The sequence below is a fragment of the Halomonas sp. PAMB 3264 genome, assembly GCF_031954245.1.
Lineage (GTDB): Bacteria > Pseudomonadota > Gammaproteobacteria > Pseudomonadales > Halomonadaceae > Vreelandella.
The window spans coordinates 2,922,193-2,938,061 of the sequence record NZ_CP134866.1 but is presented as its reverse complement, the minus strand read 5'-3'; the positions used below and the strand labels follow the sequence as shown (position 1 = coordinate 2,938,061).

General features: G+C 59.9%; 17 protein-coding genes. 8 read left to right on the top strand and 9 right to left on the bottom strand.

From position 1 onward, the window contains the following. The first annotated feature begins 125 nt into the window (after positions 1–125). The 5 genes from RN347_RS13295 to RN347_RS13275 all read left to right on the top strand — a co-directional run bounded on the left by RN347_RS13295 (position 126) and on the right by RN347_RS13275 (position 5,355). Entirely contained in the window at positions 126–1,136 is a 1,011-nt protein-coding gene (locus tag RN347_RS13295; RefSeq protein ID WP_263586317.1) for a TRAP transporter substrate-binding protein, read from the top strand. A 76-nt stretch (positions 1,137–1,212) separates the two neighbouring features. Further along, entirely contained in the window at positions 1,213–1,716 is a 504-nt protein-coding gene (locus RN347_RS13290; RefSeq protein WP_263586318.1) for a TRAP transporter small permease, read from the top strand. Between the two features lie 4 nt (positions 1,717–1,720). After that, complete coding sequence (locus RN347_RS13285; protein WP_311958535.1) at positions 1,721–3,001, top strand: TRAP transporter large permease; 1,281 nt, start codon at positions 1,721–1,723, stop codon at positions 2,999–3,001. 24 nt (positions 3,002–3,025) lie between these two features. Beyond that, complete coding sequence (ggt, locus tag RN347_RS13280; RefSeq protein ID WP_263586320.1) at positions 3,026–4,630, top strand: gamma-glutamyltransferase; 1,605 nt, start codon at positions 3,026–3,028, stop codon at positions 4,628–4,630. A 32-nt stretch (positions 4,631–4,662) separates the two neighbouring features. Further along, on the top strand, positions 4,663–5,355 hold the full coding sequence (locus RN347_RS13275; protein WP_263586321.1) for a TetR family transcriptional regulator: 693 nt from the start codon (positions 4,663–4,665) through the stop codon (positions 5,353–5,355). Positions 5,356–5,506: 151 nt separating this feature from the next. On the opposite strand, the gene RN347_RS13270 is transcribed toward RN347_RS13275, so the two are convergent. The 4 genes from RN347_RS13270 to RN347_RS13255 form a co-directional block, all read right to left on the bottom strand. Continuing rightward, positions 5,507–5,938, bottom strand: a complete 432-nt coding sequence (locus tag RN347_RS13270) for a DUF1284 domain-containing protein (protein ID WP_311958534.1) — start codon at positions 5,936–5,938, stop codon at positions 5,507–5,509. Further along, positions 5,935–6,432 (bottom strand): biotin transporter BioY, encoded by a 498-nt coding sequence (locus tag RN347_RS13265; protein WP_311958533.1) that lies wholly within the window; start codon positions 6,430–6,432, stop codon positions 5,935–5,937. Before RN347_RS13265 ends, RN347_RS13270 begins: the two co-directional genes overlap by 4 nt. Positions 6,433–6,628: 196 nt before the next feature. Further along, positions 6,629–6,937, bottom strand: a complete 309-nt coding sequence (locus tag RN347_RS13260; protein WP_311958532.1) for a hypothetical protein — start codon at positions 6,935–6,937, stop codon at positions 6,629–6,631. A gap of 260 nt (positions 6,938–7,197) precedes the next feature. Further along, on the bottom strand, positions 7,198–8,037 hold the full coding sequence (locus tag RN347_RS13255; RefSeq protein WP_311958531.1) for an SDR family oxidoreductase: 840 nt from the start codon (positions 8,035–8,037) through the stop codon (positions 7,198–7,200). A 108-nt stretch (positions 8,038–8,145) separates the two neighbouring features. Here RN347_RS13255 and RN347_RS13250 point away from each other — a divergent pair, with 108 nt between their 5' ends. Further along, a complete protein-coding gene (locus RN347_RS13250; RefSeq protein WP_311958530.1) occupies positions 8,146–9,030 on the top strand; it encodes a LysR family transcriptional regulator in 885 nt (294 codons plus the stop codon). A gap of 171 nt (positions 9,031–9,201) precedes the next feature. On the opposite strand, the gene RN347_RS13245 is transcribed toward RN347_RS13250, so the two are convergent. The 3 genes from RN347_RS13245 to RN347_RS13235 all read right to left on the bottom strand — a co-directional run bounded on the left by RN347_RS13245 (position 9,202) and on the right by RN347_RS13235 (position 11,516). Next, entirely contained in the window at positions 9,202–10,044 is an 843-nt protein-coding gene (locus RN347_RS13245; RefSeq protein WP_311958529.1) for a hypothetical protein, read from the bottom strand. Positions 10,045–10,122: 78 nt separating this feature from the next. Further along, positions 10,123–10,983, bottom strand: coding sequence for a hypothetical protein (locus RN347_RS13240; RefSeq protein WP_311958528.1), 861 nt, complete (start codon positions 10,981–10,983; stop codon positions 10,123–10,125). An 83-nt stretch (positions 10,984–11,066) separates the two neighbouring features. Then, entirely contained in the window at positions 11,067–11,516 is a 450-nt protein-coding gene (locus RN347_RS13235; RefSeq protein WP_311958527.1) for a hypothetical protein, read from the bottom strand. Positions 11,517–11,727: 211 nt separating this feature from the next. On the opposite strand from RN347_RS13235, the gene RN347_RS13230 reads away from it, so the two are divergent. Then, positions 11,728–12,675, top strand: coding sequence for a DUF808 domain-containing protein (locus RN347_RS13230; RefSeq protein ID WP_311958526.1), 948 nt, complete (start codon positions 11,728–11,730; stop codon positions 12,673–12,675). Between the two features lie 180 nt (positions 12,676–12,855). Here the strand turns inward: RN347_RS13230 and RN347_RS13225 are convergent, their stop codons facing one another. Further along, complete coding sequence (locus RN347_RS13225) at positions 12,856–13,476, bottom strand: TetR/AcrR family transcriptional regulator (RefSeq protein ID WP_311958525.1); 621 nt, start codon at positions 13,474–13,476, stop codon at positions 12,856–12,858. 175 nt (positions 13,477–13,651) lie between these two features. On the opposite strand from RN347_RS13225, the gene RN347_RS13220 reads away from it, so the two are divergent. After that, on the top strand, positions 13,652–14,860 hold the full coding sequence (locus RN347_RS13220; protein ID WP_311958524.1) for an MFS transporter: 1,209 nt from the start codon (positions 13,652–13,654) through the stop codon (positions 14,858–14,860). 166 nt (positions 14,861–15,026) lie between these two features. On the opposite strand, the gene RN347_RS13215 is transcribed toward RN347_RS13220, so the two are convergent. Beyond that, positions 15,027–15,758, bottom strand: a complete 732-nt coding sequence (locus RN347_RS13215) for a YoaK family protein (RefSeq protein ID WP_311958523.1) — start codon at positions 15,756–15,758, stop codon at positions 15,027–15,029. Positions 15,759–15,869 lie beyond the last annotated feature (111 nt).

Sequence of the window (15,869 nt, the reverse complement as noted above, 5' to 3'; positions counted from 1 at the left end):
CCCACGAAATACGGCTTTCTCGGGCATGGCACGATCCTTGCTAAGTACTGAGGTAAGTAAACAGTTACTTAACTCAACCAACGTAGAGCGCTACATCTACCAGCGCCTTGGCAGAGGGTCTCACCATGAAAACGCAACTCAACAACGCCAAACTTAAAGTACTTGCTTATAGCGTAGCACTGGGCGCTTTGACCCTTGCCGGCACTGCAAGCGCCAATACACACCTGAAGTTTCACCACGACCTGCCAGAAGACAGTGCTCAGCATTTGGCAGCGGAGCGCTTCAAGCAGGCCATTGAGGAGCGCAGCAACGGCGAGATCACCGTGCAGCTCTTTCCCAACAATACGCTGGGCGACGATGTCGAGGTGACCCAGCAAATGCAGATGGGCGCGGTAGAAGCCGCCATCATCCCGACCGCCAAGCTCTCGGGCTTCGTGCCGGCCATGCAGATCGTCGACCTGCCGTTTTTATTTCCTTCTCCGGAAGTCGCTCACACCGTGCTGGACGGCCAGGCCGGTGACGATCTGCTCGCCACCACCGAGCAGGTGGGGCTAAAGGGGGTGACGTTCTGGGAGAGTGGCTTCAAGCAGTTCACCTGTAACCACGCGATTGAAGGGCCAGAGAGCTTCGAAGGCCAGAAGGTGCGGGTGATGCAGAGCCCCATCATCATGGAGCAGTTCAGCGCCATGGGCGCCAACCCGGTGCCCATCGCCTTCGGAGAAACCTACAACGCCTTGCAGCAGCGCGTAGTGGATTGCCAGGAGAACCCGCTGGTCTCGATTACCCAGATGCGGTTTTTCGAAGTGCAATCGGACGTGGTCATTAGCAACCATGCGTATCTGGGCTACGCGTTCCTGTTCAGCCAGCGCTGGTTCGATGGCCTGAGCGAGGACGACCAAGCGCTGTTGACCGAGGTTGCGCGCGAAGCCACCACGTTCCAGCGCGAAGAAACCGCCCGTCGCGAAGAGGGCTACATCGCTACCATCGAAGCCAGTGGCACCAACGTAAGCTCCCTCGATGACGAGCAACTGGCGGCGTTTCGTGAGGCGACCGCCTCAGTGCACGAGGCCTTCGCCAGCGAAATCGGCGCCGATCTGATGGATGAGTTCCAGCAAGCGATTGCCAGCGCAGAATAACGTTCCTTCCTGGGAGGGCCGGCCGGGTATCCCGCTGGCTCTCTTTTCCTTGCAGTGTCCTCATTGGGAGTGCGCCATGCGCAAACTTGATGCCTGGCTGTCGCGCAGCGAGGAGGTCGTGATCGGCCTGCTAATTCTCTCCGCCGCGCTCATCCTCTTTGCCAACGTGGTGGCCCGCTACGTGTTCAATTTTGGGTTCTCCTGGGCGGAGGAGTTGGTGCGCTACCAGATTGTCTGGATGGTGCTGCTGGGCGCCAGCGTTGCCGCCCGGCAAGGCATTCATATCGGCATCGATATTCTACGCCGCTTCAGCCCACCGCCCATTGCGCGGGCTCTGGAACTGCTGGTGCACGCGATCTCGATTGGCTTCTGCGCCTTTCTGGTGTTCTACGGTATCGAACTCACCGAGCAGACCCACCGGTTCGGCCAGGTAAGCTCGGCATTGCAGGCGCCCATGTGGGTCGTGCAACTGGCCATTCCCGTAGGGGCCTTGTTAATGGGCATTCGCTTTACCCAGCATTTCTTCCGCGCTTTGCTCGGCCGCCGGCAGGCCAGCGCCCACCTCGATCAGATTGGATGAGCCCATGGTTATCACTTTTTTAGCGCTGTTGGCGGCGTTGATGCTGGTGGGGGCGCCGATCTTTATCGCCCTGGCCGGCTCGGTCATGGCGACGATGAGCAGCTTTAGCCACATTCCGCTGGCCATCGTCGTCGAACGGCTGTTCGCGGGGCTGGACAAGTTTCCGCTCATGGCGATTCCGTTTTTCATCCTGACCGGTAGCCTGATGAGTGCTGGTGGGCTCTCGCAGCGTATCATCCGCTTCGCCAATTTGCTGGTGGGTCGTTTTACCGGAGGCATGGGGATGACGGCGGTGTCGTCGAGCATGTTCTTCGGCGCCATTTCTGGCTCCAGCCCAGCGACGGTGGTTGCGGTGGGGTCACTGCTCTACCCGGCGATGCGTAAGGAGGGGTACTCCGGGCCGTTCTCGATTGGTTTGCTGGTCTCCTCCGGCTCGCTTGGCATTATCATCCCGCCTTCGGTGGTGATGATCGTTTACGCGGCGGTCACCGGGGTGTCGGTGGGCGCGCTGTTCATGGCGGGGGTGGGCGCGGGGCTTTTATACGCCGCGTGCTTGCTACCGTACTGCTGGTATCGCGCTAAAAAAGATGGCGTCGCCCCGATGGATCCACCCAGTTGGCGCGAGGTGCTGGCCGGGCTGAAAGACGCCTCCTGGGGGCTTGGTGTGCCCGTCGTCGTGCTGGGCGGTATTTATCTGGGTATCTTCACGCCCACCGAGGCCGCCGCGGTGTCAGTGGTCTACGCGTTACTGGTCGCGGCGCTGATTTACCGCGAGAAAAGCGTCAAGGAGCTGTTTCAGAGCATGGTCGACGCGGCGACCACGACCGCACAAGTGATGATCATTCTCGCGGCGGCCTCGGTACTGGCCTGGTTTCTGACCAGTAATGGCTTGGCCACCCAGCTTGCCAATACCATCCTGTCGCTCTCTGAGAACCCCTACCACATCTTTTTGCTGATCAACGTGACGGTGTTGATTGCTGGCATGTTCTTGGATGCTTCCTCGATCATGGTGATCCTCGGGCCGCTGTTTTACGCGGTGGGCACGCGCATCGGCATTGATCCGGTCCACCTGGGGGCGGTGCTCACCGTGAATGGGGCGATCGGCATGTTCACGCCGCCTTTCGGGCTCAACCTGTTCGTCGCGGGGACGCTCGAGGGTGTCGATTACATGCAGACGGTGCGCGGGGCGCTGCCCTTTATCGGCCTCGCGCTCATCGCCTTGCTACTGCTGACCTACCTCCCTGCGGTCAGCATGTGGCTTCCCAATATGGTGTACGGCGGCTAAACGCCTGAAACAAGGATGACGATAGTGGCAACTTCCCCAAACACGGCCCCAGGCGCTTTGGCGCACTCCCAGGAAGGCGTGGTGACGAGCCCGCACACCCTCGCCACCCGAGCCGGGCGCGAGGTATTGCGCCAAGGGGGCAACGCCGTCGAGGCGGCGATCACCATGGGCGCTTGCCTGTCGGTGACCTACCCGCATTTTACCGGCCTGGGCGGCGACGCCTTCATGATCATCGCCGACGCCCAAGGCGGAGTGCGCACGCTCTCCGGCATTGGCCAGGCACCTCAGGCCAAGCTCGAGCACGATGGCGCGCTACCCGATAGAGGGCCGGGGTCGCTTTTGACCACGGCGGCCACGGTGGACACTTGGGGCCAAGCCCACGATATCTCGCGTCAACACTGTAGCGGTCGGATGAGATGGCAGGCCTTGCTGGCGCCAGCCATCGAGCTTGCCGAGCAGGGCTTTGAGGTCACGCCCTCGCAGCGCTTCTGGCTCGATTTCAGGCGTGACGAGATAGCGACGATGCCCGGCGTGCAGTCGCTATTCATGGCGGAAGGCAAAATGCCCGAGCCGGGTGATATTCTACGTCAGCCGGCGCTGGCCGCTTCGCTGCGCTCGATGGCCGCCCATGGCTACCGGGATTTCTATGAAGGCGAACTGGGCGCGAAGATTGCCGCCGGGCTGGCGGCGGCAGGCTCCCCGTTGACGGCTCAGGACCTGGCGGCAACGCGGGCGCGAGTCGAATCGCCGCTCTCTATACCTTACCGGGGCGGCGAGCTGCTGGCCCACCGCCCGCCTACCCAAGGCATGACCACGCTGGAGATCATGGGTATTCTCGAGCGTTTCGATTTTGCCGGCATCGAAGAGGGAAGCGCGGACTATTACCATCTGCTGGTCGAGGCGGTGAAGCGCGCCTTTCTGGATCGAAACGCCCACCTGGGCGACCCGGATTTTGCATCGATACCCTTCGAAGAGCTGCTTTCGCCACGTTATCTCGATGCGCAGGCCGCCCATATTGAGGCAGACAACGCGCTGGCGTGGCCCCACGCTTACCAGCATGGTGATACGGTGTACCTGGCCGCTTCGGACCGTTTCGGCAACGCCGTTTCGATGCTGCAGACGATCTACTACGACTGGGGCAGCGGCGTCAGCGTGGGCGATACGGGCATTTTGTGGCACAACCGGGGGGCGGCGTTCAACACGGATCCATCCCATCCCAACGCGCTGGCACCGGGTAAGCGGCCTTTTCATACTCTTAACCCGGGCATGTACCGCGTCGATGGTAAGCCGCGCCTGCTGTACGGCACCCAAGGGGCGGATGGCCAGCCGCAAACCCTGGCGGCGGTGCTTACCCGCCTGATCGATTACGGCCTGGACCCGCTTACCGCGTTGAAAAAGCCACGCTTTCTGTTGGGGCGCACGTTTTCTGACGGGCGTGATACGTTGAAACTGGAGGAGGACGCGGGGGAGGCGGTCTTTGCAGAGCTTTCCCGTCGTGGCCACCAGGTTAGCCCGATGCCCGCCCAGAGCGCGCTGGCTGGCCACCCTGGGGCAGTGCTAATCGATCCCTCAAAAGGGTTATACGCGGCCCACGACCCGCGCAGCGATGGTATTGCGTTAGGGCAATAGCGCGAGACACTACAATAGACAAGGATGTATGAATGAGTGAAAGCGAGGCGCTTGGCGTATTGTCGAACGCACAGACCGGCAAACCCCGCCGTAACGCCCATGAGACGCGCGAGCGCCTGCTACAGGCGGCCACGGATGAATTCTGCGAGTGCGGTTTCGACGGGGCGCGGATGCAGCGCATCGTGCGCGCCGCGGCATGCAACGTGCGTATGGCGTACCACTACTTCGGCGACAAGGAAGGCCTTTATCTGGCGGTGTTAGAGCGCGTTTACGAGGAGCTGCGGGCCAAGGAAAAAGCGCTCAACCTGAGCGATCTTGAGCCGGCTGCGGGGATGCAGGCGCTGGTCGAGTTCACCTTCGATCACATGGCCGAGCACCCGGAGTTTACAAGCCTCGTGCGTAACGAGAACCTGCTGGGTGGTCGCATGCTACGAAAATCGGCGAAGGTGGTGCAACAGACTACGCCGCTGGTGGGCATGATTCGTGACACCCTCGAACGCGGCGAGGTGGCAGGGGTGTTTCGTAGCGCCGTCGACCCGACTCAGCTCTACATCTCAATTCTTTCACTGTCGATCATTCATATAAACCAGCGAGACACGCTAACAATCATTTTCGAGCAGGATTTAGCCGACGCGAAGTGGCTGGCCGAGCGGCGAGCGCACGCCGTCGAGGTCATTATGTCTTATCTTCATAACACGGGCGCGCCATCAAGTAATAAACGCTGAGTGAAAGAAACATGTGGTACTAAAAAAAGCCGTAGTAGCACTCCTCTTTTTCACACAAGCTCGCCAACAATGAGTTACCTACTTCAAGGCTAGTATTAAGGGCCGACATCGAGGTCTAGGGGGGGCAATAGCTAATTCGAGTAAGACAGGGTCAAATAATGTTGACCCGTACTCCCGCATAACCACTTATCGCCACGCCCGTACAAAGCGAATGCCACTGACAGTCAACGCACGCCCGCCGAATACGCCCAACGCGAAAGGCCGCTCTCAGCGATGCTAGCGTGGCGCTATCCAGTTTCAAGCTATCGCCAACCGCCAGCGGGCGGCCCAGCGTCTCGCTAATATCCTCGAGCGCGGCTCTGTCACGTGCGATGACGCTGTCGTTCAGGCAGTGGGGCGCCTCGCAGGCGGGGGCCAGCAGCGGGGCGCAGATGTCATCCGGCCCCGCGACCAGCTCTACCGGCTCGCCGCCAGAGAGGCGCTGGGCGAGCCGGTTGTAGTTGGCCACGAAGGCGGCACTGTAGCCCTTGCCCACATAGGTGAGCAGGCAGAGCAGGTGGTGGCCGCGTAGCCGGATGGTCACGCGTTATCGCGGTGGCGGCTGGCGATCAGCTTGAGCGTCACGGTGGCCAGGGCCGATTTCAGCACGCTGCCGACCAAAAAGGGCGTCACACCCAAGGCGATGGCTTGCTCCATGCCCACGAACTGTGAAAGCCAGGCGCCGCCGGCGGCCAGGCAGAGTACGTGGGCCAGCATCATGCCCGTAAAGGCAAGTGCTGCGCGCTGGCCGTTCCAGCCGCGCTGGGCCAGCCAGCCCGTCAGCGCCGCGCACAGCGGGAAGGCGAATAGATAGCCCGCCGTCGGCCCGGCAAATGCCACCCAGCCGTTGGCACCGCCCGCCAGCACCGGCAGGCCCATGGCAGCCTGACCCAGCCACGCAAGCGTGGTCAGCGCGCCCAAGCGCCAGCCGTAGAGTGCGCCGATCAACAGCACCCCGAAGGTTTGCATCGTAACGGGCACCGGCACCATGGGCACTTGGATATAGGAGCACAGGGTCAGAAAGAGAGAGCCCAGCACGACCGCGACTATTTTCCAACTCAGCGAGTAGTGCGAAAGAGCCGAAGGCGTAGGGAGTGTGAAAGAACGAGACGTATCGTACATATTGGCAGTAACCTTTTTTTATGGGATGGGTTTACTGCATTATTCTAGCCACCATGTTAACCAAGGTGCAAATGCTTGGTTTACAAATGCGCTCGGCTGGATTTCGGGAAGATTAATTCGTAACGCTCGCGCAGTTATCCTGGTACAGCGCCTCGTCACTACCCACCGCGAGCCGCTCGGTGGCGCTGTTGTAGTAAAAGCGCCCGGTCTCGGCGCCTGAAAGCGCATAGTCGCCGCACACCCCATAGCCCTTGTTGACGCTCATCAGGTTGGAGATCTCGGCCGGCGTTTGGCGGTCGAGACGCTGCGAAATCGCTTCAGAAATATGGGCATCGCGCTGGGCCTCGGAGTAGGCCTGGCTGCCGAAGATCAAACCCGCTACGACGACAATGGCGACGACGGGAATCCAGAGGTTGTGCATGGCGTGTCCAGCAAGAGTGTGAAAGCGAACGGAGTCGGCATAAAAATAACTGAGCCGGATAATAGCGTTTTGCTCGGCGAGTTTCATTGGTTGGCAAGCGCCGGTTAGAGGCAGTCATCGCCTGCTGTCACCGTCAGCGAACGCCTTGCCTCGTAGGCAGAGACGCATTACTTGGCTGGCCCGCTTATTTTTACGGCTCTCGGTATTGAGCCGAAAGGGCGCCGTCATCGGCTTAATTTCTCCTCTGTTTAGGGCACGCTCTAGGCGATGAACGCATCTTGATCGACCGCCAGCGTCAGCGGTTTGTTTGTCTCCAGTTCATTCATCCTTTGCGTCAGCGCTTGGCTAATGGAGTGATAAGCCGTGCTGCCCAAGGCTAGCCTAAACGGGGCAGAGGGAAGGTCGGCGGTATCGATGAGGCTGTTCACCGTTTTAATCGCATCGCCTTTAATGGCGAAAGCCCCCGACGCTAACGCACGGCGCGTTTCGCCCGCGGGTGTTTCATCATATTCGGGCATGGGGGTCGTGCGGTCCAGCGCTTCGCCGAATTGGGTAGCGGTGGGGCCGGGTTCGGCAAGGATGAAGTCGATGCCAAAGGGAGCGACTTCTTGCGCGACCGACTCAACGAACCCTTCGATGCCCCATTTGCTGGCGTGGTAAAGACTGAAACACGGGTAGGCGATTTGGCCGCCTTCCGACGATACCTGCACGATACGCCCACCGCCTTGCTCGCGCAGGTGGGGTAGCACCGCTCGAATCAATTGAATCGAGCCGCTGAGATTGGTCGTTAATTGCCGCTCGATCTGTTCGTCCGTGGCTTCTTCGGCGGCGCCAAACATGCCATAGCCTGCGTTGCTGACCACCACATCAATTCGTCCGAAAGCGTCGAAGGCATGCGCTACGCCCTGTCTCATTGCCTGCGTATCGGTCACGTCGAAGTTCACCACGTAAAGGCGCTCTCCGTGCTGGGCCAGCAAGTTATCCAGGGCGCCGGGACGGCGTAGGGTGGCCACCACGCGGTCGCCGCGTTCTAGCAGGCGTTCAGTGAGCAGGCGGCCTAGGCCGGTCGAGGTGCCTGTAATCAGCCAGGTTTTAGCCATTTATTATCTCCTTTGAAGCGATTGAGCGTTGCGAGAGATAGGCTAGGCCAGTAATACTGTTAATAGAATACTCAACAATTGGCACAAGTTAGTGAAGCATGTTCATCAATGAATAAGCCGACGTTAGCCGACCTTAAAGCATTCAAGGCGGTGGCCGAACACCAGAGCTTTCGCCGTGCGGCTGATCTGATGGGCGTTAGTCGGTCGTCGCTAAGCCATACCCTGCGAACCCTCGAGCGCAGATTGGGTACGCGGCTACTGCATCGAACGACGCGGAGTGTCTCGTTGACCGAGAGTGGTGAGCGTTTACTCTTGCGTTTGGGCCCGCTTTTAGGGGAGCTGGACACCCTGCTGGAAGAAGCCTCAAGCCTTGAAGGTAAGATCACGGGGAGGTTAAGGATCAACGCCAGTGAAGCAGCGATTCGCCTATTGCTTACGCGTGTCGTGCCCCGATTCCTGACGCTGTATGAGGATGTCGAGCTTGACCTGGTGGCAGAGGGACGACTGGTCGATATTGTCGAGGAGGGGTTCGATGCCGGGATAAGGTTAAGGGAAGCGGTCCCCAAGGATATGATTGCCGTTCCTGTTGGCGGAGAGCTGCGGTTTCTTGCCGTTGCCTCGCCTGGTTATTTACAGGGCAAACCGATGCCTGAAAAGCCCGATGAGCTCGCCCTGCACCAGTGCATCAGGCAGAGGTTGCCCAGTGGCAAACGCTACCGCTGGGAATTCCAGCAGCACGGCCAGGAGGTGTTGGTTGATGTTTCTGGCGCCATAGCGCTGGATAGCAGCCAACTGATGGTGGAGGCGGCCGTGGCGGGCTTGGGTATCGCGTATGTGCCGGAACCCTATGCACACGCGTACCTTAGCGATGAGACGTTAGTGACGGTGCTTGAGGATTGGTGCCCTTACATCTCCGGCTTGTACCTTTACTACCCCAATAACCGCCATGTGCCGCCCAATTTGCGGGCCTTTATTGATCTGCTGCGGGAGTGACAGGCATCGCCTATCAGTTCGCCCATCAGGTCGACCCCTTTCTGGAAAGCGGTAAGCTGATCCAGCTGATCGCCGACTGGACGCCGCCGTTTCCGGGATTCTATATCTACTACCCCAGCAGCCGCCCGCTTTCCGCGCATTTCTGGACCACGTGCGCCGCGTCGGCACAGGCTAACCCTTCAGTCTTTCCTCGTGCGGCGTATCGTCGTAATCCGGATTCAGCCATTTACGCAGCGTGTGGTAGCCCTTTATCACTGCACAAAAGACCAGGCCGGTGACGATGAAATAGCCAACGAGCGCCAGGAGGAATGTAATAATGGAGCTGCGAGCCACCAGCGTGAGCACAAAAGGCTGCATGATGACTAGGAGCGTGAGCGCTACCCAAAGGCCCATCCCCAGGGCCCACTTGAGCTGATACAAGAGCAGAAAGTAGCGCCCGTATTTCGCAAGCGCCCCGTGAATATTGATGTAGGGCGAATAGTTGAGCACGACGGCGAAGCCCAATGGCTGTCGCTTGAGCGTTTTGGGGGCCCAGCGTGCAAGAAAAGCGTGTACCTTTTGGCGCGGGGCAAGGTCGATCATGGCCACCGTCAGCGAGAGCGGGCGGCCGATCGAGCGGACATACAGATCCTGCGCGCCAGGTGGCCACATGATCTGGATGTCGTCGATGAAGTAGCGATAATAGACAGAACCTCGAACGTTGATCCGGACCTCGGTCAGCGTGCCGCGAAGCTGAGTGGTTGTGCCTCTCTGCCTTAGCGCCAGCCTAAGCCCGAGTGCTAGGAAAAGAGTGCAAACGGTAAGGGAAAAAAGGCTCAGAAGCAGTATGAAAAGGCCCGCCAATTCCGGTAAGCCCTGTGGGTCGACCACCAGCGCTGCGGGCAGCGCCAAGCCGAGTAGACAAAAAAGCCCACCGAACAGCAGCGCCACCCATTTAAGCGCGACCAGGCGCAGGTAAACCGTGCGCACATGGGTTTTTTCCAAAGCCGTCAGCGGGCGGGCGTTGTGATTCAAAAGAACTCCTGATGATCTAAAGCAGGGTGATGACGAGACAGTCAGGCTAAAACGGGGCGATTCGCTGGAAGACGGCGCTTACCCCTTCAGCCTTTCCTCGTGCGGCGTATCGTCATACGCCGGATTCAGCCACTTGCGCAGCCCCTGATAGCCACGAGCGATTAAATATGTCACCACGACGCTGCCAATGGCCCACCCCAGAATGATTGCGAGCATCGTGACGTGGCTTTGCCCCACCAGCCAGTCGGTCGTCGCCGGATACAGAGAGGGCAGCAGGAAAAGCGCGACGAACAGACCGATGGCCGCCGCCGTCTTGAGCTGGTAGCGCAGCAGATAGTAACGGCCGTACCTGGTAAGCGTGCCGTGAACGTCGATCACGGGCGGGCACGCGAGCACCACGCCCACGGCGGCAGGTTGCTTCTTGAGCGCTTCGATACCGATCCCCTCGAGCAGCGCCTTCAGCCCGGCCCGGCTTCGCATGTCGATCATGGCCACCGTCAGCGTGATCGTTTGACCCACCAGCGGCTTGTAGAGGCGCTCGGCCCCGGCGGGCCAGACAATCTGTTGGTCATCGATGAAATAGGTGTACACGGTATAGCGCCCGGCGCCGTTGCCTGTACTCGCCGTATGCTTTTTTTCGATCAGCCGGCCGCGCAGTTGCGCGGTGGTAGGCCTGAGCGTGGCGGCCCGCCCCAGGCCATGGGCCATGATGAAAAGGGCGAGCGCCACCACGAGTAGATCCAGCAAGCCCATGAAGATGATCAGGGCCAGGGGTGCGCGGGTATCGTCGATCACGAAGGCAACCGGCAGTATGATGCCGAGCATCAGTATCAGGCTTGCGAATACTACCAGCAGCCACTTGAACAGCGTCAAGCGCAGGTACGCCGTGCGTGCATGGGTGCGCTCCAGGGCGCTCAGGGGGCGGGGCTCGTGGTTCAAGGGAATTCCTGGTGATTCATTACAGGTGAAAGGGAAGCGCGGCTTGCTAAAGGCGGCTCGATTCACTGAAAGGATGTGAGCGCTTACCCCTTCAATTTTTCCACGTGCGGCGTTTCATCGAAACCAGGGTCGACGCGTCGGCGCAGCGTTCGGTAACCCTTGAAGGCCAGCAACGAGATCACCGCAAGCCCCGCGAGATACCCCACAACGGCCAGAAGGCTCAAGGAAAAGTTGATGCTGACCAGAAAATCCGTCGTGACGGGCTGCATGAGGACGAACAGCGTCAGCGCCGCCAGGGCAGTCGCCCAGAGCGCCGTGCCGGCATGATAACGCAGCAGGTAGTGCCGCCCGTATTTGGCGAGCAGCGGCACACGCTTGCCGTCGGCCATAAACGCCACGGGGAGTGCCAGACCGCAAAACAGAGAAGTGACACCAGTGGTCATGGCCAGGGCGTTGATGAGTTTCAAGCCGGTTTGCACCGTGCGGGCGTGGTAGCGCTCGAGATCGCTGACCGGGCGGGGTTGCTGGCCCACGAGGCCTCCATGGCGGTGTTGATGAGCGAGTCAGGATATCAGAGCGCCAGCAGCGGCATGGGAACGGCTTTGCTCGTCGTAACCAACGAGGCGTTTACCCGGCGGGTCAGGGCGGCGCTTGTTTGAAAGCGCTTAAGTCTATCGCGTCAGCCGCGCTCACTCGCGTTATGCTTGACGCAAGGCATGTGCCATCAAAGACGGAGAACGCCCCATGATGGGTGGATTGTTAGGCTTACTGGATGATATCGCTGCATTGGCAAAGCTTTCGGTGTCGTCGCTCGACGACGTGAGTACCGCCGCCGGGCGCGCCACGGCGAAGGCGGCGGGAGTGGTGGTCGACGACACGGCGGTGACGCCGCAATACCTGCAAGGGATCAAGGCCGAGCGCGAACTGCCGATCGTGAAAAAGATCGCGCTGGGTTCGATTCGCAACAAACTGCTGATCATTCTGCCGGTGGCGCTGTTGTTGAACCACTTTCTGCCCATGCTGCTGCCGATCATTTTGATGCTGGGCGGCACCTATCTGGCGTTTGAGGGCGCGGAAAAGGTATGGCATCGGCTAAGCGGGGTGGAGGAAGACGAGACGCCCGCGGTCATGAAAGGGCCGGAGGCCGAGAAGCGCATCGTCAGCGGCGCCATTCGCACCGACCTGATCCTTTCCGCCGAAATCATGGTCATTGCGCTGTCGACGGTGGCCCACCAGGGGTTCTGGTCGCAGCTGGTGAGCCTGGTGGTCGTGGCGCTGGTGATCACCGTGCTGGTGTACGGTGTGGTCGCGGGGCTGATTCGAATGGACGATATCGGCTTGAGGCTGGCTCAAAAAGAGAGCTCCACGATGAAAAAGCTGGGCCGCGGCATGGTGGCGGCCATGCCGAAGGTGCTGGCGGGCATCGCCTTCGTGGGGACTATCGCCATGCTCTGGGTCGGAGGGCATATTCTGCTGGTCAACCTGGGGGAGGAGGGCGTGGGCTGGCTCAACGCGCCTTATGACTGGGTGCATCACATCGAACTCAACATCCACGAATCCGTCGGCACTTTGGGCGGGGCGCTGGGCTGGGGCTTCAATACGCTGTGCTCGGCGGTGATTGGCTTTTTGGTAGGCTCGGTGGTGGTGGGTGTGCTGCACCTCGTTCCTTTCAGAAAAGCGCATTCGGCATAAGGTATCAGTAGGGATAACACGGGGCGCGGCGTGCGCGATTCCTTCACGGCTTAAAAATTCGTGATCAGCTCCCGGGAGGGCCGTTTTCGAGGCCCTCTCTCTCAGTCGTTGCTTGAAAACCGGGGGGCTTGAAAACCGTCGCTTAAACGCCGTTACTCCCGCCGTACTAACAACGTTTGCTCAGTGCCGCTCGTGGCATGCGGCGTCCCACAACTTCATGAGCTCGGCAATAGAGGCATTGAAGGCTGATAACTTGACGCCGTCTCTCGCTGATATCGACACCCCCAGCAGAAAACTACTGAACGCCGTGCCCAGGGCCTGAGCATTGGTGCCTTCCTGGAGCTCGCCACTGGCAATGCCACGCTCAACGCAGCGTACAAACCCGGCATGAGTGCGCGCCCGTGAAACGGTCAGCGGCTTCGTAATATGAGCATGCTCGGGTTTTGAGGCGCTCATGGTGCCCAGGGCCACCATGCAGCCTTTGGGATGCCCCGATTCGCACTGCATTTTCGTCGAACGACGTAGCGTCAGCTCGACCGCTTCTCTGGGCGGTATGGCGTCGTCCCATAGGCCGTCTGTCACGCGGGCGTAGCTCTCCAGGTAGCACTGAACCGCCTCTTCGAACAAGGCTTCCTTGGAGCCGAAAGCGGCGTAAAAGCTGGGTGCAGAAATGCCGCCGCCGATCTGAGCCTTGAGCTGGCTTAGAGACGTTGTCTCGTAACCCTGCTCCCAGAAAAGGTGCATCGCTTGCTCGATGGCTTGCTGTCGATCAAACACTCTGGGGCGCCCCATCTGTGCCATGTCGAACTCCCTTGCGTCACTCACTATGGATGACTTATATACTACTCGATACAAAAGTCCTTGACAATAATCTGCCCGTCGCCACATATTTGTACCGATCGATACATATGTTTCGTGGAATGCTCTGGCTGCCTGTTGCCCAGGGTTAAACCTCATCTTCGAAAGGGTATTTTTTGTGGCCTACTCCTCTACTCAAGCGGAATCGGCGGCGTCCGATAAGCTGCCCATGTCCGCCCTGCTGGCCCTGGCCATGACGGGCTTTATCTGCATCGTGACAGAAACGCTGCCGGCGGGATTGTTGCCTCAAATCAGTGACGGCCTCGGGGTCAGCCAGTCGTTGGCAGGCCAGATGGTGACGGCGTATGCGCTGGGTTCGATGCTGGCGGCGATTCCTTTGACGATTGCGACACGCGGCTGGCGGCGGCGCAATGTGCTGCTGCTTACCATCGGCGGATTCTTCGTTTTCAACTCGGTCACGGCGCTGTCCAGTAGCTATGGCCTGACGTTGGTTGCCCGCTTCTTTGCGGGGGTGGCCGCCGGGCTTGCCTGGAGTCTACTCGCCGGTTATGCGCGGCGTATGGTGGCGGCTCATCAACAGGGGCGTGCCATGGCCGTGGCGATGGTCGGCATTCCCGTGGCGCTGTCTCTGGGTGTGCCGCTTGGCACCTATATGGGCTCGGTCGCCGGCTGGCGTACCGCTTTCTGGGTGATGTCCGCGTTGACACTGGTGCTGGCAGTATGGGTAATGGCCAGGGTTCCCGACTATCCCGGCCAGCCGAAAGGCGAGCGCATGCCATTGCGAAACGTCTTCACGACGCCGGGTGTGCGGCCGGTGCTTGCCGTGGTCATCACATGGATGCTGGCTCACAATATTCTCTACACCTACATTGCGCCGTTTGTGGCGGCCACGGCACTCGGCGAACGGGTTGATCTGGCGCTATTGACCTTTGGCGTTGCATCGCTTGGCGGTATCTGGATGGCCGGCAAGTTGGTGGACAGCCATTTGCGAATCACGGTGCTGACAAGCCTGGCGGCCTTCGCAATCACCGCGTTCATTTTCGGTATCAACACGCAAAGCTCCGTGGTCGTTTTTATCGGCATTATGGTGTGGGGGATTACCTTCGGCGGTGCTTCCACCTTGATGCAAACCGCGTTGGCGGATACCGCCGGAAGTGGCGCGGATGTGGCGCTTTCCATGAATGTGGTGGCATGGAACGGCGCGATTGCGGGCGGCGGCGTTGCTGGCGGTATGCTGCTTGATTCCTGGGGAGTCAGCGCCTTCCCCTGGTCGCTGGTGGTGCTGCTGGTGATCGCCTTCAGCGTCGCCTGGGGCGCGCGTTCCCATGCTTTCACACCTGGCCCGCGAGATGGAGAACCTTCGTGAGAACCCAGGTAATCGGTTTTCGGGTTAATTCGGTGGCGGTAGCGATTATGCGTTTTTTGACGCTCCACAAGGCGCACGCCGAGTAAGCTTGAGGAGTCGCTCACCATCCCTGCCAATGCCCGCCTTTACGGCGGGCATTGCGCAACGGGCCTGAACCTTACGGGTATTATGAGCCTTCTACCTGGGCGCGTTTGACGACCATTAGCCGGCTGGCGGTGCGCACGGTCATCACGATGGCGCTGGCCGCGACCATGATTAGAAACAGCCCCAGCGCCAGCATCGCCTTGAAATCGAACAGATCGAACAACAGAAGTCCGGCGATACAGCCGGTCAGAAAAGAGAAGATCGTGGTCAGGTGCGTATACAGCTGCTTGCGGGAAAAGCGCCGGTCGAGCGCCGCGTCCTGAGAAAAGCGTGACGAGATGAACGAGCCCAGCGCGATACCTGCATCGGTCAGCGTGCCGGTCACGTGGGTGGCGCGCACGCGGCCGTTGGAAAGCTGGGTCGAGGTCGAATTATGCACTCCCATCAAAAAGCCCAGCGCCAGCAGTACTTCCGAGTTGAAACGCGGGGAGTACATCAGAATTTCGAACAGCGAGACCGCGGCCAGCGCCGCGCCTTCCGCCAGCAAGATCAAACAGAAGATGGTGCGAATGCGTTGGCCCAACACCACGACAATGCGGGCCAGCATGCCGCCCATGACGAAGACGAGCAGCAGCGTGGCCAGAAACAAAAAGCCGTGGGTGTCGGCGCTGGCGACCTCATCAGAGATTTGCGAGACATTGCCGCTCATGTGGGAAGGGAGAAAACCAAAGGCGCCCAGCGCCATCGCGTTGAGAATGCCCGCCGCCGTGGCCAACACCAGCGCCAGGTAGCGATCTTCGGTATGAGAACGCACTTTTTTCTTCTTGATCAGCAAGGTAGACCTCCAACGTCCATGTAGCAGTCACCTGTACGACGCCTGGACGCAGGAATAGTTCTCGTTTGGCTCATCAAGAAGTGGTTATAG